This window comes from Chitinophaga oryzae (genome assembly GCF_012516375.2).
Lineage (GTDB): Bacteria > Bacteroidota > Bacteroidia > Chitinophagales > Chitinophagaceae > Chitinophaga > Chitinophaga oryzae.
This window is the reverse complement of record NZ_CP051204.2, coordinates 5,937,974-5,960,190: the sequence shown is the minus strand read 5'-3', so window position 1 is coordinate 5,960,190 and position 22,217 is coordinate 5,937,974. Positions and strand designations below refer to the sequence as shown.

Here is a 22,217-nt window from a genome sequence, read left to right as displayed (position 1 = left end):
GGTATTGATTATTTTTGTTGTGCGAAGATAGTATTGAATCTGTTAATTTGCTAAAAGCCCATATATGCACAGGAGTCCAGAGCCTTTTTTACTGCAGCCGCTGTTGCAACGGCGCGAACAGCATTCTTTCCGGGAGTTGCGCTTACCGGGTACCCTTGTTGATTTCTGTTCCAATGATTACCTGGGGCTGGCGCGTGGTTCGGCCTTACAGGAGAAGGTGCGGGAGTTGCAGCAGGAGCGGCCGGTATCGCATGGCAGTACCGGTTCGCGGTTGCTGGCAGGCAACTATCAATGGATCAATGATGTGGAGGCCGATTTAGCCGCTTTTCACCAGGCGGATGCAGCGCTGATTTATAATTCCGGTTACGATGCCAACCTGGGGCTGTTTTCCTGCGTGCCGCAGAAAGGCGATACGGTGGTGTATGACCAGCTGGTACATGCTTCTATCCGTGACGGTATGCGGTTGTCGCATGCGCAGACTTTTTCCTTCCGGCATAATGACCTGGAGGACCTCCGTAAAAAAATCAACAATGCCGGCGGCAACTGTTTTGTGGCGGTGGAGTCGGTGTATTCCATGGATGGTGATATGGCGCCTTTGCAGGCCATTGTATCGTTGTGCAACGAATACGGGGCGTACCTGATCGTAGACGAGGCGCATGCCACCGGTGTTGTCGGTCCGGGAGGGGTGGGGCTGGTGCAGGCGCTGGGGCTGGAGGACGCGTGTTTTGCCCGGGTGCATACTTTCGGGAAAGCGGTGGGCTGCCATGGCGCGGTGGTGCTGGGTTCCGCTACGCTGCGGGACTACCTGGTCAACTTCTCCAGGTCGCTGATTTACACCACAGCATTGCCGTCGTCGGCCATTGCGGCTATCCAGGCGAGCTACAGTCTTTTTCCTTATATGGACGAAGCGCGGGCGCATTTGTCGGCTTTGATCCGGCAGTTCCGCACCGGCGTGCAGTCGTTGGCGTTATTACCCGGCGAAACGCCGGTGCAGGCCGTACTGACGAAAGGCAATGAAAACACCCGTACCATTGCAGCGATGCTGCAGTCGGCCGGGCTGGATGTGCGTGCTATCCTGCATCCGACGGTGGCCAAAGGGGAGGAGCGGCTGCGGATTGTGCTGCACAGCTTCAATACCGCCGAAGAAACTGACCTGCTGATAAAAGTCTTGCTGCATTAGCTCGTTTGATACAAAAATGATGTATTTTACATATATACATCCGAGCTACTATTTATTATGAGAATCATCCCAGCAGTTATCACCGCAGCAATTACCTTGTCGCTCACTTATGCGCTCAGCACCAAGATAGGTCAGGTTCCCCCAATGGGTAAATTGTTAAGCCCCCAAAGCGGTTTTTGGCAGAACGCCGAAGTGATCGGCGAACGGCCGCATGAAAATATGGTATTACCCGGGCTGACCGGAAAAGTGGAGGTATGGTACGACGATCGTGCCGTGCCGCATATCTTCGCAGAGAATGAAGCCGATGCCTATTATGTGCAGGGCTACGTCACCGCGCGGGACCGTCTCTGGCAGATGGAGCTGCAGACTTATGCAGCTGCCGGCCGGCTGTCGGAGATACTGGGGCCGGGGCTGATCAAGTATGACCGGTCCAAACGCCGCGACGGTATGATATACGGGGCGGAGCGCTCTGTAGCCGTGATGGAAACGGACCCGGCCACCAGAACGGCCATCCATTCGTATGCCGACGGCGTGAACGCCTTCATCGCCCAGCTGACGCCTGCTTCGCTGCCGGTAGAATACAAGATCCTCGATTATAAGCCGGAGAAATGGGACGTGATCAAATCCGCTCTGTTGCTCAAGTATATGTCCGCCGACCTGGCCGGGTTCTGCAACGACCTGGAGAACACCAATGCCCGCCGGTTGTTTTCCATGGAGGACTTCAACCTCCTATATCCCGATTTTCAGGACACTTTGGACCCTATTATCCCCAAGGGGACGGCCTTTGCGGCCGCTTCAGCCAAAGCCGTGGCGCCACCCGACAGCGTGCTGGCTATCGACGCGGCTTACATGAAATTCAAACAGGACAAGCCCGATCCCGCCAATGGCAGTAACAACTGGGCCGTCGCCGGCAGTAAAACACGTTCCGGCGCGCCTATCCTCTGCAGCGACCCCCACCTGGGCCTGAGCCTGCCGTCCCTCTGGTACGAAGTACAGATCCATACGCCTGATATGAACGTTTACGGCGCTTCCCTGCCGGGAGCCCCCGGCGTCATCATCGGCTTCAACGATCATATCGCCTGGGGCGTTACCAACGGTGAAGAAGACGTAAAAGACTATTACCGGATGCAGTTCCGCAACGGTAAAAAAGAATACCTCTTCAACGGCAGCTATCGCCCGGCAGAGCTGCGGGTGGAAGCCATCAAAGTGCGCGGCGGCGCTACTGTGTACGACACCGTGGCCTATACCGTTTTCGGTCCCGTTGCTTTTGACAACACTTTCCCCGAGAAGATCGCCGGACAGTCTTTCCTCGCCATGCGCTGGAAAGCGCTGGACTCGTCCAACGAGCTGCGTACCTTCTACCGCCTCAATAAAGCCCATAATTACGATGAATACGTAGATGCGCTGCGTACATATACCTGTCCCGCCCAGAACTTCGTATTCGCCGATAAAGCCGGCGATATCGCCATCTGGCACAACGGCCAGTACCCGCTTCGCTGGAAAGACCAGGGCAAATGGATCATGCCGGGCAGCGACAGTAGCTATGCCTGGCAGGGATACATCCCGCATGCCGAGCTGCCGCATATCAAAAATCCGGAGCGTGGCTTCGTCAGCTCCGCCAACCAGCGGGCCACTGATAACACGTATCCCTATGCGCTGTACAGCGCAGAATATGATCTCTTCCGCGGCGAACGTATCAACCACCGCCTCGGTGAGATGAACGGCATCACGCCGCAGGACATGATGACGCTGCAGAACGATAACAAAAACCTGTTCGCCTCCACCGCCATGCCGCTGATCCGCAGGCATATCGATACGGCCGCCCTCACCGATGCTCAGCGGCCCTACTGGCAACTGCTGTCGCAGTGGGACTGCGTAGCCTCGGCCGACAGCAAAGCCGCTACCATCTTCAATAACTTCTGGGACCAACTGACAGATACCATTTTCCGCGACGAACTGGAGCCGAAAGACTCCACCGTGCTGGCCATGCCGCAGCCCACCACCGCACTGCTGATGCTGCTGCGCGACAGCGCCGTACACTTTGTGGATAATATCAACACGCCACAGAAGGAGACCCTGTCAGCCCTCGTGCAAAGCGCTTTCGCCGCCATCATTCCCAAAATGGCGGAGCTGAACAAAGCCGGTAAACTGGAGCTGGGCAAAGCCCGCGGTACTGCTATCCGTCACCTTTCCCGCGCTATCCCCGCTTTCAGCGCCATGAACCTCAACACCGGCGGCGGCCGGCATATCGTCAACGCTACCAAAGCAACCCATGGCCCGTCCTGGCGCATGATCGTGCAACTGTCGGATAAAACTGAAGCATACGGCATCTATCCCGGCGGACAAAGCGGCAACCCCGGTAGTCCATACTATGATAACGCCGTAAACGACTGGGTATCCGGTAAATATTACCTGCTGCACGTGTTTGATGAAAAAGAAAAAGATGACCCGCTCATCCGCTACAAAGTGGTGTTTACAGGGAAATAGAAAATTTTTTTAGCAAAGAATTTGGAGGAAAAATAAATATTCCTATCTTTGCAGTCCCTTAGAAAAAGGGAATGATTCCGTAGCTCAGTTGGTAGAGCAATACACTTTTAATGTATGGGCCCTGGGTTCGAGTCCCAGCGGGATCACAGACAACTTACAAACCCCGCGCCATGCGCGGGGTTTTGTTTTTTGGTTGAGTGTTTAGTCGGGTTCCTTTTGTATAACCCCGATTTCTTTCCTGTACTTTATATAGCTTAATCAGCTTTTACTAAGGCACGAAATATCCATTCCGGATTTACTTTTAACGTTTTCATTTGGGCTGACTTTGTCGCTACTAAGACAGGCGTAGGCTATTTAGCGAATATTTTTTAATGTCATCATCAACCAATTTATTTTTTTGTTAACAATATTAAATCTGTTTTTCACGAGCTGTTGCCCAGTCTCCTTCGCGATTAATTCAACAACCTCGTCAAGTTCGTTAATCTCTGTATCAATCTGAGTTGCATATTTCGTTTTTATCAGTGAGCTTAAACACCTATCAACTTGTTTGAAATTCCAGGCATTCTTATCACCACGTCTGATAAGTCTTTTTTCAATAGTCGCTTTACTTGCCATCAATGTAAAATGCCTTATATCGATGCCTCTCTCTTTGATCCCGCCAATAATGAAGTCGAATATATCATCGTCCACAACTGTCATTGGTACAATTGTAGTTACATTTTGTCGTTCGCAAAAAAGCAAGTCTTCCAATACTTGTTGCCGCCAAAGAGGGTTTTTTTGAAAGTCGTCAAATTGATCAGTATTGGGTAGATATTTCCTGAGAAAAAAACCCACTTGCTCCGGGTCAAATAAGAAAGCATTACGCAGCCTGCGAACTAACTCATAACTTGTATGAGACTTGCCAACGCCAAATGCTCCATTAATCCAAATTATCATCTAAAATCTCATTATCGAAACAGGAGTTGATCGGCAATTGTCCTCTCGTTATCATCAAAAATGATTTATCGTGACTGCCGTTCAATTAAAAATACTAATTGCTGTATATCTAACAAGCGATCTGTCAGATTTCGCTTCCTGAAAATAATTGATGCCAAAGAATATTCAAAGAATTTAAAAAGGATCAAATAAAGTTATTTTCCACTAGACGGCATCAATCTTAATTGTTCCTTACCAACTAACAAACGCCGCGAATAGCGTGTTTTTTTAGAGGCGCGGTTTTTGTGAAAATGGACAGATATTGCATTCACTGTGGAGAGCGTTTGTAAATTTTTTACTTTTAAATCCTGCACCATGATAACCCATATTAATACAGCGCCTGCCAATCCAATCATCAGGCACAAGTTCACAGCGGACCCGACAACCATTGTCTTTGAAGATACCGTTTATCTATATACAGGGCATGACCAGGCGCCGGTTGGCAAGAATGATTACGTCATGGAGGAGTGGCTTTGTTTTTCCTCCACTGATCTGATGCATTGGACGGAGCATGCTGTTCCTTTAAAGGCAAAAGACTTTCGATGGTCCTCCGGCGGTGCTTATGCTACAAAGATGATCCATCATGCAGGAAAATTTTATTGGTATGTGGCGGTGAAAGACGCCGCGACAGGAGGAACGGCGATCGGCGTAGCGGTTTCTGCACAACCCACGGGCGGTTTTATCGACGCCAGGGGCACAGCGCTTATCACAATGGAGATGTTACCGGGCGGAGCAACTAATGAAAAAGCCAATCTGGATCCTTCAGTGCTCGTTGATGATGATGGTACGGCATACATTTTCTGGGGAAACCAGCAATGCTACTATGCTAAGCTTGCCCCCGACCTGGTAAACCTGGAAGGTGACATACAAGCTGTTGACCTTCCCGGCTTTGAAGAAGGGTCGCACCTCCACAAGCGAAATGGCTGGTATTATTTGTCATACGGATCTGGAATGCCGGAGAAGGTGGCTTATGCCATGAGCCGGAGCATTCATGGTCCGTGGATATTTAAAGGGATCTTAAATGAAATAGCCGGTAATTGCCAGACGAACCGCCCATGTGTCCTGGATTTTAAAGGGAAAAGTTATTTCTTTTATCACAACGGAGCATTGCCGGACGGAGACAGTTATCATCGCTCGGTATGTATTGACAAGCTGTATTACAACGACGATGATACCATGCAACGGGTGATAATGACCTCCGAAGGCATTTTATTCTCGTAGTATTTTACTGCTGATCCATTTAACATCCCTCTCACTGCTAAAGAACAGGAACTTTCCATCCGGTGATAGATTCGGACAGTACTCGTATGTCTTTGTATTGATCCGGCTGCCCATGTTCCCGGGCTGCTGCCACTGGCCATTTTTGTTAAAGGTGATATAGAGGTCGGCCTCTCCGGATCCGCCGGGCCTGCCGGAGGTGAAGATCAACCAGCTTTCATCAGGGGCGATGAGCGGGTCATGTTCATCGTCGCCGGAGTTAACGGTAGCGCCGAGGTTTACGGGCGTTTCATAATGTCCGTTTGTTTTCCTGCTCATGTACAGATCGAGATTACCGTCGCGGTAGGAGGCGAAGTAGATGTTGCCGTTATCCGAAAGGCTGACGTAGTATTCGGTACTGTCGCTGTTGATTTCGTTTAGCCGTATCGGATTGCCCGGGTCGTTGCCGCTCATGGGTAACCTGTAGATGTCATAATCTTTGATGGTGTCGGTGGCATCTTTGGGCCTGTTTGAAATAAAATACAGGTCCCCTTCACCTGAAAAGAAAGGATCGGTATTGGAATAGGCGCTGTCAAACAAAGGGGAGGGGATGGGAGAAGTCCATTCTTTCCCGTTGTAAGCGCTTTCAAGAATAATGTATTTCCTGTTGTACGACCTTGAAAAATAAAACGTTTTGCCATCCGGAGAAAAGGCGGCGTTGAAATCGAGCGTATCGGAGGATACGACGCCGGGAAGGAATGTCTGTGCTATAGTGTCTGGCAGTGGCGCAGGGTAGTTGATCGTTACCCCCTGGGATGGTTGTTTACTATTGGTACAGCAGATCATGCAACAGCAGGCGGATAAAAGCCAAAGATGATTTCTCATTAGCATAGTTATTATTAATAAGATCATAATAATTTCCCTGTCTTTATTTAAACCCGATTGTATTCATTTGCTTTTTGTAAGCCCCCGGCGATTCTCCTGTTATTTTTTTGAAGATTTTGGAGAAGTAGAACACATTGTCGAAACCGGTTTGCGCCGCAATCTCAGTAAAGGTCATCCTGGTCGTCAGCATCAGGTGTTGCGCCCTTTCTATTCTTTTTTCATGTATGTATCTGACAGGCCTTTCCCCGGTGTGTTGCTGGAAAAGGCGCGAGAAATAGTCCGTATGCAGGTTCGCTTTTTTCGCCAGAAGGGTTACTGATAGGTCGCGGTTCAGGTTCAGTTGAATGTAGCTGATGATATTCAGGATTTTAACCGGCACCTGCCCGGTGTCCATGTGCTTAAATGTCTCTTGTGACAGGAACCGTGAAACCAGCTGCAGAAGGATGCCGTGCGTTTCCGTGAAGGTGGACAGGCTTTGACGGTTGTTGAGCTCCTGATACTCTTTGTAGAAAACATTTTTTTCATATACTTTCGGATTATCAGAACGATTGATACCCCTCCCCGGATTTATCTCCAGTAACCGCCTGAAGCTCAGTACATCCGTTTCGGTCGCTTTTACCTTCATAATAGCCCTGTTATTTTCAAATAATGAAATGCCATCCGATGATTCCTCAAAGAACTGGACAAAGTACTGGCTCAGGTATTCAGGACATATCAGGTGACATAAGGTGAAACTGGGTATCATATACAGAAAGCCCGCCTCAAGCCTGACTTTGGAAGAGGCGTCCAGGATCTCTCCCGCACCCGCATCGATATAGTATATCCTGAAATAGGGACTGATCACATTCCTGTAATTCCACCCCGAGTCAAGCTTTACAGCGTCAACGTTCAACAGCGTAAATGTTTGCTTAAGTACTCTTTTAATCATGTGGAATATTTAATAAACGATCGTCTTGCGCTTTGTTATAAAAATAAGCAGTAAATAGTCGGTTTTGTATAAAAGAAAGTCCTATTAACCTAAAAATTTGGTAAATATTTCGGAGTAAGTTTGGTTTATCAACTACACGCCGTCGTCATGGGGAGGTGTCCTGAAAAAAGATGGCGAAGGGCGCTCTGAAATCCTCGTTATAAAAAAAGATAATGAATTACAGGTGTTTATCTATTTTGATCGTATTGCTGACGCTCGGACATATCTGTCCGGCGCAGGCAGGTAAAGCTGCTGTAAACGCAGATACTGTGCCCACTTTCCCTGATCCACCCGCGGGATTTAATGCACAGCGGAACGATATACCTCACGGAAAAATGACAGTGGTCCAATATCAGTCAAAAACACTCGGGAAACGCCGGGAACTGAGTGTATATACGCCGCCGGGTTACACCGCTGACAGGAGGTACCCTGTGCTGTATCTGTTGCATGGCCTTGGGCAAGACTACCGGCAATGGACGGAATGGTGCCAGGCAGATAATGTTGCAGATAACCTTATTGCAGATGGTAAAATGCCGCCTGTGATAATGGTTTTCCCCAACTGCGATACCCGGCTGACGGTAACGGATACTGCTTCGTCCACCCGCTCCGGGAAGGCGGACGGCTTCGAAGGTTACAGAAAGCCATTTGAGGATGATTTATTGAACGACATCATTCCTTACATCGATGCGCACTATTCCACCATCAGCGACCGGGAGCACCGTGCCTTGGCTGGGCTGTCAATGGGTGGTGGCCAGTCTTTGAACATAGGACTGTATCACCTGGAGACATTTGCCTATGTAGGAGGGTTTTCTTCGGCGCCTAACACGAATAAGTTCGGCGGTATGTATACCGCTGCTGAATTCATTCCGGACAGGAAAGCCGCCCGGGAAAAGCTGAAACTGCTGTGGATAGGATGCGGTAACAAAGACGGCCTGTTCAGGATCAGTGAAAAAGCCCATCAGTATCTTAACGACATCGGCATGCCTCACGTCTGGAACGTGGATACCAACGGTCACGACAACACGGAGTGGGACAGGAACCTGTATTTGTTCGCTCAACGGATTTTTATACAGCGGCCATAGCCAGTAACGTTATCGGTTATTGACAACATGGCCGCCTCTTTAGTTTGTGCTGATATTCCTTTCGTTTACTGCGTAACAGGCCAGTTGTCGGTGCGGAAAGGTGCGACAGGTAAGCCTTCCGAAGAGAAGATATTGCCGATGGCCGTATTGGAAAAACCGTACCTCACCGATTCCGGCTTTTCTACTTTACTGCTCCATACAACCAGTACATCTTTTTCCACCTTTGCGGAAGCCTCATAGAACACTTTATCGGCGCCCGCTATGTATAGTGCTGCCGGTGTTTTTCCATTGATCCGGAGAGCAGTGGGAACGCTGCTGAAGCGGACCATTGCTTTGTTTTTGCTGATGCTTATTTCTTTGAATGCGGGGCTTTTCCAGGTAAATCCGTTTTTACCGTAGTTCTCGCCGAGTGCCCAATTGGCCAGCCTGTCCCCGACAGTTTTTTTGTCTTGCGGATGGATGTCCTTTACGTTGTCTGTCACGTCGTATACCACTACCATTCCGGTGCCGGCAAGCACGTTGCTGTGTGCCTGCGCCTCACGGAGCAGGGCGGCCTCATTTTCCTTATCGTAGGTGAAGGGCGCTATCTGAACATAATAAAAGGGAATGGGTTTGTGCCAGGCTTCACGCCATGACTGTATCATGCCGGTGAACAGCGGGGCGTAAGTGGCCGCGGTTTTCACATTGGCTTCTCCCTGGTACCAGATCACTCCCTTTATATTGTAATGGTGAAGGGGTGCTATCATCGCATTATAGGCATAACCGGGCTGATGTGGCCACCAGGCAGCCGGGGACAGCTTTGCGGCAGCTGCCGACAGTTGTGGCTGGTCCGTTACAAGATGCTCCGGCGCCCATACTTCTGCCGGCGTACCGCCCCAGCTGGCGTTGATAAGTCCCACCGGTACGCCCAACGACTGCTGTAGTTTCTTCCCGAAAAAATAGCCCACCGCGCTGAATGGCTTCAGGCTGTTGCTGTCACACACTTCCCAGGTCCCCGGGCAGTCGTCCTGCGGAGATGTGGCCGTAGTTTTCGGGATGTTGAAAAATCTGATATTGGGATTGCTGCATACAGGCAGTTCCGCTGCTATTTGCCGGACACCGTTATAGTAGCTGAATTCCATGTTCGACTGCCCGGAGCATAACCATACCTCACCGATCAGGATGTTTTTCAGTACAATCTCGTTAGCGCCTTTCAGTTTTATCTCATAAGGCCCTCCGGCGGCGGGTGTCTGCACTTTCAAGGCCCACTTCGCATCTCCGCCCGTGGTGGTAGTAAGTGTTTTGTTGTCCCAGCCTGTATAAACGGTTATTTTCTCCGCCGGATTGGCCCAGCCCCAGATAGTGACGCTGTCGTTTTGCTGTAATACCATGTTGCTGCCAACGAGAGACGGTAACCTGATAGCGGCGTGGAGTACGGTGGGCAGCAGCAGAAAAAGAAGAAATCCGTAAAAGAGGTGTTTTTTAATCATGTGGTTAAATATATAGTTTTCTGAAGAAAGAAATGGGAATGCTTCACAGGAAGCATTCCCGTAAATGGAGGTATTGTCAATGAATGATGAGCTTTTTTGTGAGATGATATGTTGTCGAATTGATCCTTACCAGGTAAAACCCTGGCTTCAGTCCCGAATCGACGTCTATCTTTTTACCGCCGAAGGCTTTCTTTTCATAAAGTATTCTGCCCTGATCGTCCCAGATGCTGATGATCACATTGTCCGGAATGTCCGGAAGCGTGATCGTGAACCTGCCCGCATTGGCCGGGTTGGGATACAGGCTGATGGCGTCTTCGGTAACACCGGCTGTCGCTGCAGCTTTGGCGGCGCTGGTCAGGGTGATACTGAAGGTCTGTGTGCTTTGACATCCTTCGCTGTTGGTATAGGTGGCCACATAGCTGCCTGCCTGGTTGGACTGGATGTTTGAAATCGCTATTTCCCTCGTAACAGCGCTGAAATTATTCGGCCCGCTCCAGCTCCACGATCCGCCCTGTACGGGCTGAGGGCCCAATCGTACGCTACCGCCTGCCGCCAAAGAAGCATTGGCTGTCTGCTGCCAGGTCCCGTTGTTGACCTGGGTGTATGGTGTAATGGCTGAAGGTGTGCAGGTGGCGGAGCCGGCGTCTCCATAGACAATGCCTCTGCCTGCGGTGCTCATATATACCCTTCCGAAGACATTCATATCTCCCTGCACGAACTGTCCGTTACCCGGACCGCCATATTCATGCGCATCGTCATTCACGCGGACCCACGAAGCTCCCTGGTCTGTTGAGCGGTAAACGCCTCTGCTGTTGTTGATGGTCCCCCAAATGTAAATCGCAGGATAGTTTGCCCCGGGAGCGGCTACTCCAAAACCAACGGCTCCGCAATAGCTGACGCCGCTCACGGTCGAAAAGGATTGCGCGGAGTTGGTGGAACGTGCCAGCCCTCCATTGTTCAGCGCTATCCACACATGGCCTTCCCTCCCGGGGGCCAGCCGGATGATTTTGGAGCCGCCGCTCGCCACTGTGGCGGCCTGTGAAAAGGAAGATCCGCCGTTGGTGCTCACCATCACGGCGCCGTTCCCGGGATTGTACGCATAGAACTTATTGGAATTGACAGGATCGCCTGCCGGCCGCGCTTCATTGAAGCTTAAACCACTTACGGCAGACCAGGACGATCCGTTATTAGTAGACCGGTAGGTAACGGAAGACTCCTTCGGGGAATGTAGGACGGTATTGCCGTTAGCGGACAACGCCACCTGTCCCTGCGTGCCGTTCATGCTGTTTTGGGTCCAGGTTAATCCCATATCGTTGGAATAATACATAGCGTTTCCGACACGAACGATTTTGTTGGTATTTTGTGCAGCTACTGCCAATCCGGTAGTGGTCCCCATCTGCGGCTGATGAATAGGGGCGTATTGACTGACATTGGTGGTATGCCTGAATCCATCGTAGTCGCCGATAACGGATACCACCGGGCCATTGGGAATACTTTCCAGGCCGAGCGGCACAGTTTCTTCCAGTCCTTTTACGGCAAATCGCCAGGTGCCGCTGGTGCTGATGTTATCATTTACAAAAATACCATTGCCTGAAGTAACCCAAACCCTTTCTGTGTTGAAAGGATCGAACTCGATGGAGCCGGCCCAATGGATGGCATGCCCGCTTACCCAGGTAATGCCGTCGGGGTCCATGGTAAATCCACGGTCTACCACGTCTGTCCAGCTTGCGCCACCGTTGGTGCTCAGGAACATCCGGTCGCCCCAGGCGCCATTCTGGTTCATGTATGTGTTGATCGTAGAAGCCACGATCCTGTTAGAATTGTTCGGGTCAACGCTGATGCCTCCGAATGCTCTGTTGAAGCCGGCAGGGGTAATGTTGGTCCATGCACCTGTGGAAATATTGTACTTCCAGATCTGTCCGTTGTCCATGGGTTCCGGCTGGGACCAGTGCGCATGCGGCCCTGCACCGTTGCCGTAAGTGATATACAGGGCGCCGTTGCCGGCCAAAGCTGCCCGGTGGGGCATAAAGGTGGTGGTAGCACCGGAAACAGCAGTAAACGACTGTCCGCCGTTATCACTTCGGTACAGGTTGGTGCTGCCGCTGCGCGACACCCCCACAAAAATCCTTTGGGTAATGCCGCCGGAAACGCTGCTTCCGTCCAGAACCACAAAACTGATCCCGTTTTCATTGGGCGTAGTGGTGATGTTCAGTGAGCTTACCCTGCTCCAGCTGGCGCCGGCGTCGGTGCTCCTGAATAATCCATTCCACCGGGTGCCACAGTACAGAATGTTGCTGTTGTGCGGGTCTACTGCCAGCTTTTCACCGGTTTGCCGCCCCATGCCATTGCCATGTGCCTTGAATTGCGAGGTGACGTCTGTGATGGTAAAGGTATTGCCATAGTCGTCAGATCGGAGAATGGCCGTTTTCCCGTTGTTGAAATAGGAGATCCCTGCCAGCATATATACCCTGTTGGGTAACTGAGGGTCGATGGCCAGAGACTCGACGCCGAGGAAGCCGGTTTCATTGTCCGAGACCCAATCCAGCAGGGGCACCCAGCTCGAAGTGGAAGCATTCCAGCGGTAGGCGCCTCCCACATCTGTCCGGGCATAAACCAGGTTTTGCGTGGTTTTGGACGGGATGATCGCGGAAACAAATCCGCCGCCGCCAATAGCTACGTTCTTCCAGACATAGCCGGCCGCGTTTTGGGCTTTTACTGCGTAGCCCAGGAGCAGCATAAATATGATAGGCAGGCAAAGAAGGGCATGCGCCTTTTTCAGGAGCTGCGGAAGTATCCCGGAGGAGCTACAATGTCTGAAAACAAAAAGGCATGGGTCCTTTTGTTTAAATGGTGTGAGAAGTTTGGTTTTCATAAAGTGGAGTGGTTTAGGTAAAATCTATATTTTGGCTATAATACCGGCTACAGCGGCGGGAGCTGCCAGGCGTATTTTTCATAACGGGAAATCGTTCTCTCGGTTGAATGCGCTAAAACTATGAAAATCTTCTTTGAGGAAGGGGGCTCAAATGTTGCATATTACGATGGGAAATGTTGCAGGCGCTGTTTAAATCCGCGACTTGTGTATTGGAAACAGGATGAAAGGATAACTTTTCCTTATCCACCATGCCAGGAAGTTGCAGGAATACCCTGCAACTTCTTTGCATGGTGGTGATCTTCACTCAGTATCCGGGGTTCTGCACAATCCTGGGGTTTCGGTCAATAACATCCTGTGGTACCGGGTTCAGGTACATTTTCCGGGTGAACACATGCGGGTGGTTCAGCGGCACAATTTCGTATTTCCATACGCCCGTGTTGTTATTGGGCACGGTGTTGCTGATCTTCATGGCATGCTTGTCCACATTCATGACGGTATTAGCGGTTTTCCAGCGGATGATATCATAAAAACGCTTGTTTTCAAAGCAGAGCTCTACTCTTCTTTCCTGGTAGATAGCGGCCCGCATTTGCGCTTGTGAGAGCCCCGGGGCAAGGTCCGGGAGGCCGGCTCTTTTGCGGACCTGGTTGATCGCGGCGTACACGGAGGCGTCAGGGCCTGCGGCTTCGTTTTGTGCTTCTGCGTAGCCCAGCAGCACTTCGGCGTAGCGGTAATAAATGAAGTTGGCGCCGCTTACCGCACCGCCGCCGGGCCGCACCAGCGGGTTGAGCCGCTTTTTAAAGTAGTATCCGGTGTTGCCTACGTCATCTGTTCCGAAGTCTATCTGGTTTTTGGACGGCCGTACTTTGTCGATGCGGGTGTATATGGTATCGCCTTTGTCCATCCATGTCATTTTATAGGGAGCGCCGTCATACACGATCCAGTCATAAAAGCGTTTCTCCCGTCCGATGTAGGGGCGCTGCGGATCATAGCCGGAGGAGGGGTCGGTGATGGGTTTCCCGTTAGCCATAAAAAACTGGTCCACCAGCTCCTGGGTGGGGCAGTAGTTGCCCCATGTATAGTAGGCGCCGTTGATCCACACGGGGCCGCCGTATTGTTCAAAAGATGACCCCATCGTATTGGCCACTACCTGCCTGTCCCACACCACTTCGGAGTGATATTCATTGGCTTCGTACCAGATGGCGGAGGGATCGGGGAACAGCTCGTATGCCCTGCCGTTGCCATAGCGGTCGATGAACAGTTTGAAAGAGGCGGCGGCTTTGGCCCACCGCTGCGCATCGTAGTTATTGTAGCCGGCCACTTTGTGAGGGTCGTTGCCTGCGGCGGGCTGTGCGTCGTTGAAGGCGGGACTGGCAGCATACAGCTCCACCCATCCTTTCAGTGCGAGGGCGGCGCCGAGGGTGGCCCTGCCGGCGTCAGCATCTCCTTTGTTGTATTTGGGCGGCAGGTGTCCATCTTTCACGATGGAATCCAGTTGTGAAGTAATGAAATCCACCGTTTCCGCAAAGGTGCTCCTGGGAGTATAGATAGCGGCGCTGTCCATTGACCGCCTTTCTGCGGGCGCGGTAATGATCGGTAGCCCGCCAATGTGCATCCACAGTTCGCTGTAAAAAAAGGCGCGGATAAACCGGGCTTCGTCCAGCCGTTTGTTCAGCCATTCGGGAGAGAAATTCTTTGCATTATTTCGTACCGCCGCGATGAACGTATTGCATTTGCGGATGTTGGTGAAGATGGCGGGCCAGTTGGTCAGGTCGCCGGAACCGGTGATGCCGCCCCATATCGTATAGTCGTTGGAGGAGGCTTCCACAATGCCCTGCTTCCAGTTATAGGAGGTATAGTAGAAACCTGCATCGTTGTCGTCGGTGAAATTGTCCAGGTTTTCCGGCTGGTTCCAGTAGTTGGGCAAGGCGCTGTAGATATCGTTAAGGAAAAGGTCGGCATTACCTTCGCTGCTCCACTGCATGTCGTCAGTGAGTTTGGTCTTATCGGTGTTCTCCAGGAAATCCTTTTTGCACGACAGGATACTGAGCAACAATACGGCCACGGGCAAAAGAGTGATATATCGCTTCATGATAGTTTGTTTGACAGGATGAATCTAAAAAGTGGCGTTTAGTCCGAAAACAAATACCTTTTGGTTAGGATAGGCTGTCTCCAGGTCGGTGTAACCTACTTCCGGGTCCATGAATTTCATTTTGCTGAAGGTGAGGAGGTTTTGTCCGGATAGATAACAACGGAGGCGCTGCATCTTCACCGCTTTGGAAATGCCGGCGGGAAGGGTGTATCCGAGCACGGCTGTTTTCAGACGGAGATAGCCTGTTTTCATCATCCAGAAATCGGAGTTTTGTGTGTTGTTGGCGTAGGGCGACTGGTTAGCACGCGGGTATTTTCCGTCGGGTGTTTGAGGTGTCCAGTGGTTGTTATAATATTCATACGCCGAATTACTGTTGTTGTTGTTGAAAGGGACGGTCTGAAACCCGCGGATGTTCAGGCTGGCGAGCGCAGATCCCTGGAAAAACAGGCTCAGGTCGAATCCTTTCCAGGAGGCGCTGGGCGTAAAGCCATAGGTGATGAAAGGATATACCGGGTTACCGATCACGGTTTCGTCATAGGAATCTATTTTTCCGTCGGGCTTTCCATCCGGTCCGCTGATGTCTGCATAGCGGATGTCGCCGGGGTGAAGCACGCCGAACTGGGTGACGTTGTAGCCATCGTCGCTGTTAATGATACCATCGTTGTTTTTATCATCCGCGAGGGAGAACAATCCCAGTGCATGATAGCCGAACTGGGTGCCGGTGGGCCTGCCTGTTCTGGCGCGGTTGGGATTATTGCGGGTGGCGGCGGTTTCAAACACCTGTATCATTTTGTTCTTGGCATAGCTGAAATTGCCGTTCAGGTTTACTTCCAGGCCATTGGAAAAACGATGGTGCGTGCCCACGGCAATTTCGATGCCATGGTTCTCCATGATACCTTCGTTTTCATCTGAGAGGTTCAGGCCGTATTCTACCGGTACGGTCACAGCCGGAGGCAACAGCATGCCTGTTCGTTTTTCATGAAAATAATCAGCTTCCACGGTAATCAGCCCTTTCCAGAAAGAGGCGTCCAGCCCTATGTCTGTTTTGGTGGATATCTCCCAGGTGATATTGGGGTTGGCCTCCCGGGTGATGTTGGAACCCTGTACCATATTGCCGTTGCCAAAAGCATACGCGTTGCCGTACAGGTTGTAGCCGTTCAGGTATTGAAATGCGGCGCCGGCGAGGTTGCCTGATTTCCCCCACGAAGCTCTTAGTTTAAGGTGGCTCAGGGCGGAAGGGTGGTCTGCCAGGAAGTTTTCTTCTGAGATCACCCACCCGGCGGAAAATGCAGGAAAGTACCCCCAGCGTTTACCGGGAGCGAAGTAGTAATGACCATCATAACGGCCGGCCGCTTCAAAAAGATATTTATGGTCGTAGCTATAGCCGAGGCGGTATACAAATCCAAGTTGACTGCCTGTCACCGTGGAACCGTTGTTATCAAAATCATTTTTATTGGAGCTGCCCATGCCCAGCTCGTCGATGTTTACCGCGAAGTTGTTGCGCCGGGCGGAGAAGCCGGTAGAGTCGTTTCTGCGGGCTTCTGCCACCAGCAGGCCGGTGATATCGTGTTTACCGAAGTTGTTGTGATAGTTGAGATACCCCTGATAGGTGAAGTACTGGTTTTTGGAATACTCCTGGTTCAGCCAGGTATATGGAGCGGCGCTTCCTTCCGACGTGGAGATCTGTTTCGTATAGGTGTAGGGGGTAGTGGCCGTATTCTGTGAATAAAAGTAAAACGGCGTATGCCACCCTTTAACGGTAAAGTCGTTGGGATCATAGCTGAAAGTCCCTTTAATGCTTAATCCTTTAATGAACGGGAGTTGTTGTTCCACCGCCAGTGTGGTGAGGAGGGACGTGGCATTGCGGTGGGAGTAACCTGCTTTGAGGATGCCTACCGGTGAGTTGCCGGCAAATTCGCCCCAGAGCCCGTTACTGTAATAAAGGTTGGTGATGGGGATCAGTTTATATGCGCTGCGGAACAGCTGGCCCGGCGTGGTGGCTGCGTCTACGCTGTTGGTTTGCTGAATGGCCCCGATGAGCGTCAGCGATACGGTGGTAGTGGGCGTGGCGCTGACTTCCATATTGACGTTATAATCATATCGTCTGTAATTGATCGGGGCAAACATCCCATCCTGTTTAAGAAAACCGATGCCGGCATAATAGCGTACTGCTTTGCTGCCGCCGCTTAGCTGCAGGTTGTAGTTTTGAATGGGCGCATGCATGCGTACCAGGTCTTTCGTATTGCTGATGGGATATTTGTCGGGATCTTTGGCATTCAGCTCCGCGTACGTATTAATGAAATCATCCGCGAAAGGTTGTTGGGCGCCGCCGGGATTTTCATTGCGGTAAGCTTCATTGCGCAGGCGCATATAGTCCTGCGCGTTTAACATTTTAGGGTAGTACGTGGGTGTTTGCCAGCCGTAATACGCGTTGAGCGATAAGGAGGGCACGCCTGTCTGCCCGCGTTTGGTGGTGATAAGGATTACGCCGTTGGCGCCCCCTAAGCGATAGGGCGCTACTGCGGCGGCGTCTTTCAATACGGTGACCGAGGCGATGGAGCTGGGCGACACTTCATTAATGTTGTTGCGGATGATGCCGTCCACTACTATCAGCGGTGCATTGTTGCCCGTGGTGGCAATGCCCCGGATGTGTATATCGGGATTGTCTCTTCCCGGTTGGCCTCCGTTAGGGCGCATACTGATGCCGGACACATTTCCGGCCAGCGAATTGGAGATGTTGGTGACCGGGGCTTTGGCGAGTTCTTTTCCCTGCACTGCCGCCACGGACGCGGTAGAGGAGGTCTTTTTCTGCGTGCCATAACCCACGACCACTACTTCGTTTAAGCCGCTGGCGCTTTCTTTCAGGACGATGGTGAGGGGATCGGCGGTGCTCACTGCTTCCGTTTGTTCATAGCCTACATAACTGAATACCAGCGTGGCGCCTACGGCGGCCTGCAGTTCAAACCGGCCGTTTTCATTGGTCATGCTGCCGATACTGGTGCCTTTTACCTTTACGGATACGCCAATGAGCGGTTCGCCGCGTTCGTTTCTAACCGTGCCGGTAATTTTGGCAGCGTTATTCCCGGCTGCAATGACGATAGCGTCGTTGTCCATCACAGTATAGTGCAATGTGGTGCCTGCAAAGACCCGGGAGAGCAGTTGCTCTGTAGAGGCATTTTCTGCATGGATAGACACCGGCGGTTTTTCCGGCAGGATGTCGTCGTTGTAAATAAGCCGGTACCGGCTCTTTTGCTGAATGGTTTTCAGTACTGTTTTAATGCTGACTTTTTCCAGGGAGATGTTTATCTTCTCCTGGTTGGCAGAGGTGGCAGATACGGGCATGGCAGCGATGAGCAGTAACGCTGCAGCAAATATGCCTGGCAGCCCGCCATGGAGGCTTTTATTAAAAGCCCATAGGAACATTGGTTTCATAACATGGAATGTAAAGGGTGAAGGAAAGTAAGGTGGAAGTGCGTAACGTTTTTTAGGTCATAAGTATCATTTTTGAAGATGAAGAATGGTATTAGTCATTGATATACACCTCTTTTCCTTCGATCCGGAAGTTAAAGGGGCGTGACAGCCGGAGCATTTTCAGTGCTTCGGCGGGTGATTCAGTATCGATGATGCCGGAAAACCGCAGTTGTTGCACGCTGGCTGATTCGAAATGAAAAGTAATGCCATACCACCGGCTCATTTTATCAGCCAGTTCGGCAAAGGTGTTGTTGTCGAATACCAGTTTATGTTGCAGCCAGGAGATTTCAGCAGGCATCCCGCTGCTGTCTTTTTCCAGGTGTTGGGGATGAAGGACGTCCGGCTGTTGGGACAGCGCTACGGTTAATTTTTCTTCCGGCCGCAATACAACGGTTTTGTCCCGGTACGATACGGCAATTTTACCGCGGACCAGTGTGGTGGCCACTTCACTGTCGTTGGCGTAGGCTTTTACATTAAAGGCGGTGCCGAGCACACGGATATTCACTTTGCCGGCATGGATAATAAAAGGGACGCCCCCGCTTTTTGCGATGTCGAAGAAAGCTTCGCCGGTGAGCGTGATCTCGCGGTGCTGTTTGCCGAAGCCGTTTTTATTGTAATGGAGCTGCGTATTGCTGTTGAGCCATACGATGGAGCCATCGGGCAGCGATACCCTGGATTTGCCGCCTGCGGCAGCGCTGATTTGTTGCAGTGCGGGCGCTGCTGGCCGGAAAAACTGCCAGCCGGCCCATGCGGCCCCCAATACGGCAGCTGCTGCGGCCGTTGTCAACAGCCGCCGCATAAGGGGATGGCGGCGGGGTGTTTGCAGTTGCGGGCTCACGGTGCCCCATATACGTTCGTTGCTGCCATGAGCGCCCGGCACCTCTCGTATAGGCGTTTGCCAGATAGCGGCGGCGATGTCCCCTGAAGCCGCAGCTTCGGGATCATTTTCCAGTAATGCCTCCAGTTCCGATAACTCCGCGGAAGAAATGTCACCGCTCAGTTGCTTGCCGAGTAATATCCATATGCGGTCGTTGTCCATAATACAATTGATAATGACGAAATAAGGGTGCCCGGAGGTATAAGACACCATTCAGAAGACAATGCCCCCAAAGGCGGCAGGATTTTTTTTCAGGGCAGGGTTACTGATGATGAATCGCCGGGGGAGTAGCGAGCAGAAATGCCTTTACTTTGGCTAGTTTTTTCAGGGCGATGCCCACCTGGTTTTCCACGGTTTTTACAGAGATATTAAGCAGGTCGGCCACTTCCCTGTATTTGAGCCCGTCTTCCTTTACGAGCTTAAAGACAAGACGGCACTGCGGTGGCAGCGCGCTGATGGCCACATTGATTTGCCGCATCATCTCGTTGCTGATGAGCTGGGATTCCGGATTTATTTCATATTCGGGCATACAGTCCTCATCGAGATGCTGCGTTTTCTTATGCGCATATTTCCGGAGATAGTTAAGCGCGATATTACGGGTAGTTGCATAGAGGTACCATTTCATGTTACCTACCTGGCGTAGGTCTTGCTTGTGCCGCCATACAGCAATAAATACATCGGCTACTATTTCTTCTGCCATTTCCCTGTGATGAACTATGGCCAGCGCCACCTGCAGCAATGGAGCGCAGCAGTAATCGTATAATTCTTTAAATGCCTTTGTATCACCGTTGTATATCCTGTTTTGCAATTCGGGGATATCGTCGCGCATGAAAATAAGAATAGCAAATTATGCAAAAAGTCCAAATGCGTAAATATAAATTGTCTTTTTGACAAATATACTATTTATCTGTATTCTTCTTATATCCTGTTACCTGCCGGCAGGGGCGTGGCATGGCAGCGCCGGTTTTATGTGGAATAATATTGCCAGTCCGAAGGGTAAGGCGACTGTCGTAAATGTAAACTGGTGAAAATCAATAATTATTCTTTATTTTAAGCTACTGTCGATGACGGAAAAGGACGAAAGAAAAATAATTATCACATGGGTTTAACAAATAAAGCAATACTGGAAAAAGCCAATGCGGCGATCACAAACGGAGATAACGAGGGGTTTCTGGCTTACTGCACCGACGATACGGAATGGGTATTCGTCGGCGACAGGACCCTGCGGGGCAAGGAAGCCGTCAGGCAGTACATGTCCGAAGTCTACGTGGAGCCGCCGGTGTTTCATGTCGACCACCTCATCGCCGAAGGCGAATTTGTGACGGCGGTGGGCAACATCAGCTTCAAAGCCGATGACGGGAAAACGATACATTACGCCTACTGCGACGTGTGGCGGTTCCGCGATGGCAAGATGGCTGAATTAAAGGCTTTCGTGGTAGAGACGGGGTCATGATGAGAGCCCGTCCCTGATAGCTTTCTGCAATTGTTTGTTATTGGACTTTGCAATGACGATTTCCCTGCATTGATTGAACTGCGCGAATGATCTGATCGCTTCCACGAGCTTAGCGGTCATCGGCGGGGTGAATGACACCGGCTCAAAATGAAGATTGTGAATCGTAAGCGTGCGGCGTTTCCGGTCGGCCTTGGAATCCATGCGCGCCACGAAGGTGTCGCCTATCAGCACCGGCAGGGAAAAGTAGCCGTACTTCCGCTTTGCCTGCGGCACAAAACACTCTATCTGGTAGTCGAAATCAAAGAAGTCTTTTAAACGATGCCGGAGCACATTTAACGTATCGAACGGGGATAGGATAAAAGCATCTTCGCTCAGGGTGATTTTTTTCTTTTTATAGGCCGGCAACATATACAGGGGCGCGGTGTTGAGCCCTTCCACACTGACGCGGCACACTTCTCCTTCTTCCACCATCTTTTCCAGTACTGTTTTTACCTGGTTGTCTTTGGCATAATGTGCACGCCAGGAGATGTCTTTCACGTAGGCTATCCCCAGCGACTGCAGCGAGCGCCGGATCACATGCCGGGCAAATTCTTCCGCAGTGGGCGGAGTGGTGTCAATATCACCCGGTAACAGGTTGGCGGGCAGGTCATATACTTTATGGAAATTCTCCTGTCGTGTACACATGAGGCTACCGTCGAGGAAAAGCCGTTCGAGCGCCAGCTTCGCCGGGCGCCAGTCCCACCAGCCGGTGCTGGCCACCGGGCGGTCGTTTTCAAAATCCTTTACCATCAGCGGGCCTTCCCGGCCTATCCTGTCCAGCACCTTGTTCATCAGGTTGATCTCCGGCTGCGTCAGCGGTTTTCTCCGCGATAAAAAGCCTTCCTTCACCGGTAAGGAGAAACGGTATTCATGCATGGGAATATAGCCGGTACCGTAAGTGAAAAATTCAAAGATCCGTCCATCCGCCTGCAGCTCATCGATCCATTCTGGTTTATAGTCGGGCACGCGTGATGCTATCGCATGATGGTGCGCCCGCTCTACTACATAGTTGGTATCGATCTGGATAAAACCAAAGTGATCGATGAGTTTATATACGGCCTCAATGCCTTTTCCGAACTGCGCGGGCTTTGCCAGCCCTGCAGCATGAAGGATGATTTTTCTTGCTGCTTCGTTGGTAAGCGTGTGTTGCTTCATAGTAAAAACAAAATAATGA

15 protein-coding genes and 1 tRNA gene are annotated in these 22,217 nt (G+C 51.1%); 6 read left to right on the top strand and 10 right to left on the bottom strand.

The genetic code is table 11. The annotated features are described in order from the left end of the window. Window positions 1-64 precede the first annotated feature (64 nt). The 3 genes from HF324_RS23430 to HF324_RS23420 all read left to right on the top strand — a co-directional run bounded on the left by HF324_RS23430 (window position 65) and on the right by HF324_RS23420 (window position 3,813). Window positions 65-1,180: an aminotransferase class I/II-fold pyridoxal phosphate-dependent enzyme gene (locus HF324_RS23430; RefSeq protein ID WP_168804907.1), complete on the top strand. Its 1,116-nt coding sequence runs from the start codon at window positions 65-67 to the stop codon at window positions 1,178-1,180. Window positions 1,181-1,237: 57 nt separating this feature from the next. After that, complete coding sequence (locus tag HF324_RS23425; RefSeq protein ID WP_168860952.1) at window positions 1,238-3,667, top strand: penicillin acylase family protein; 2,430 nt, start codon at window positions 1,238-1,240, stop codon at window positions 3,665-3,667. Between the two features lie 73 nt (window positions 3,668-3,740). Beyond that, window positions 3,741-3,813, top strand: a tRNA-Lys gene (locus tag HF324_RS23420). A gap of 208 nt (window positions 3,814-4,021) precedes the next feature. On the opposite strand, the gene HF324_RS23415 is transcribed toward HF324_RS23420, so the two are convergent. After that, the gene (locus HF324_RS23415) at window positions 4,022-4,603 is read right to left on the bottom strand and encodes an AAA family ATPase (protein ID WP_168860951.1); all 582 of its coding nucleotides are present in this window, start codon (window positions 4,601-4,603) and stop codon (window positions 4,022-4,024) included. A gap of 354 nt (window positions 4,604-4,957) precedes the next feature. Here HF324_RS23415 and HF324_RS23410 point away from each other — a divergent pair, with 354 nt between their 5' ends. Then, entirely contained in the window at window positions 4,958-5,863 is a 906-nt protein-coding gene (locus tag HF324_RS23410; RefSeq protein ID WP_168860950.1) for a glycoside hydrolase family 43 protein, read from the top strand. Here the strand turns inward: HF324_RS23410 and HF324_RS23405 are convergent. Then, window positions 5,852-6,724: a TolB-like translocation protein gene (locus tag HF324_RS23405; RefSeq protein ID WP_168860949.1), complete on the bottom strand. Its 873-nt coding sequence runs from the start codon at window positions 6,722-6,724 to the stop codon at window positions 5,852-5,854. The genes HF324_RS23410 and HF324_RS23405 overlap by 12 nt on opposite strands. A 43-nt stretch (window positions 6,725-6,767) precedes the next feature. After that, window positions 6,768-7,652: a helix-turn-helix domain-containing protein gene (locus HF324_RS23400; RefSeq protein WP_168860948.1), complete on the bottom strand. Its 885-nt coding sequence runs from the start codon at window positions 7,650-7,652 to the stop codon at window positions 6,768-6,770. Between the two features lie 212 nt (window positions 7,653-7,864). Between HF324_RS23400 and HF324_RS23395 the strand changes: the two genes are divergently transcribed. Beyond that, window positions 7,865-8,773, top strand: coding sequence for an alpha/beta hydrolase (locus HF324_RS23395; RefSeq protein ID WP_220100814.1), 909 nt, complete (start codon window positions 7,865-7,867; stop codon window positions 8,771-8,773). 65 nt (window positions 8,774-8,838) lie between these two features. On the opposite strand, the gene HF324_RS23390 is transcribed toward HF324_RS23395, so the two are convergent. The 6 genes from HF324_RS23390 to HF324_RS23365 all read right to left on the bottom strand — a co-directional run bounded on the left by HF324_RS23390 (window position 8,839) and on the right by HF324_RS23365 (window position 20,380). Then, complete coding sequence (locus HF324_RS23390) at window positions 8,839-10,242, bottom strand: sialate O-acetylesterase (protein ID WP_168804849.1); 1,404 nt, start codon at window positions 10,240-10,242, stop codon at window positions 8,839-8,841. Window positions 10,243-10,318: 76 nt separating this feature from the next. Continuing rightward, on the bottom strand, window positions 10,319-13,114 hold the full coding sequence (locus HF324_RS23385; RefSeq protein ID WP_168860947.1) for a T9SS type A sorting domain-containing protein: 2,796 nt from the start codon (window positions 13,112-13,114) through the stop codon (window positions 10,319-10,321). A gap of 304 nt (window positions 13,115-13,418) precedes the next feature. After that, on the bottom strand, window positions 13,419-15,203 hold the full coding sequence (locus HF324_RS23380) for a RagB/SusD family nutrient uptake outer membrane protein (RefSeq protein WP_168804846.1): 1,785 nt from the start codon (window positions 15,201-15,203) through the stop codon (window positions 13,419-13,421). 24 nt (window positions 15,204-15,227) lie between these two features. Next, complete coding sequence (locus HF324_RS23375; RefSeq protein WP_258539182.1) at window positions 15,228-18,635, bottom strand: TonB-dependent receptor; 3,408 nt, start codon at window positions 18,633-18,635, stop codon at window positions 15,228-15,230. A 91-nt stretch (window positions 18,636-18,726) separates the two neighbouring features. Then, entirely contained in the window at window positions 18,727-19,713 is a 987-nt protein-coding gene (locus HF324_RS23370) for a FecR family protein (RefSeq protein WP_168860946.1), read from the bottom strand. A gap of 100 nt (window positions 19,714-19,813) precedes the next feature. Next, window positions 19,814-20,380 (bottom strand): RNA polymerase sigma-70 factor, encoded by a 567-nt coding sequence (locus HF324_RS23365; protein WP_168860945.1) that lies wholly within the window; start codon window positions 20,378-20,380, stop codon window positions 19,814-19,816. 270 nt (window positions 20,381-20,650) lie between these two features. On the opposite strand from HF324_RS23365, the gene HF324_RS23360 reads away from it, so the two are divergent. Next, window positions 20,651-21,004 carry a nuclear transport factor 2 family protein gene (locus HF324_RS23360; protein WP_168860944.1) on the top strand — a complete coding sequence of 118 codons (354 nt, stop codon included), beginning with the start codon at window positions 20,651-20,653 and terminating at the stop codon, window positions 21,002-21,004. Here the strand turns inward: HF324_RS23360 and HF324_RS23355 are convergent. Further along, on the bottom strand, window positions 20,999-22,198 hold the full coding sequence (locus HF324_RS23355; protein WP_168804838.1) for a winged helix-turn-helix domain-containing protein: 1,200 nt from the start codon (window positions 22,196-22,198) through the stop codon (window positions 20,999-21,001). The genes HF324_RS23360 and HF324_RS23355 overlap by 6 nt on opposite strands. Window positions 22,199-22,217: the final 19 nt, after the last annotated feature.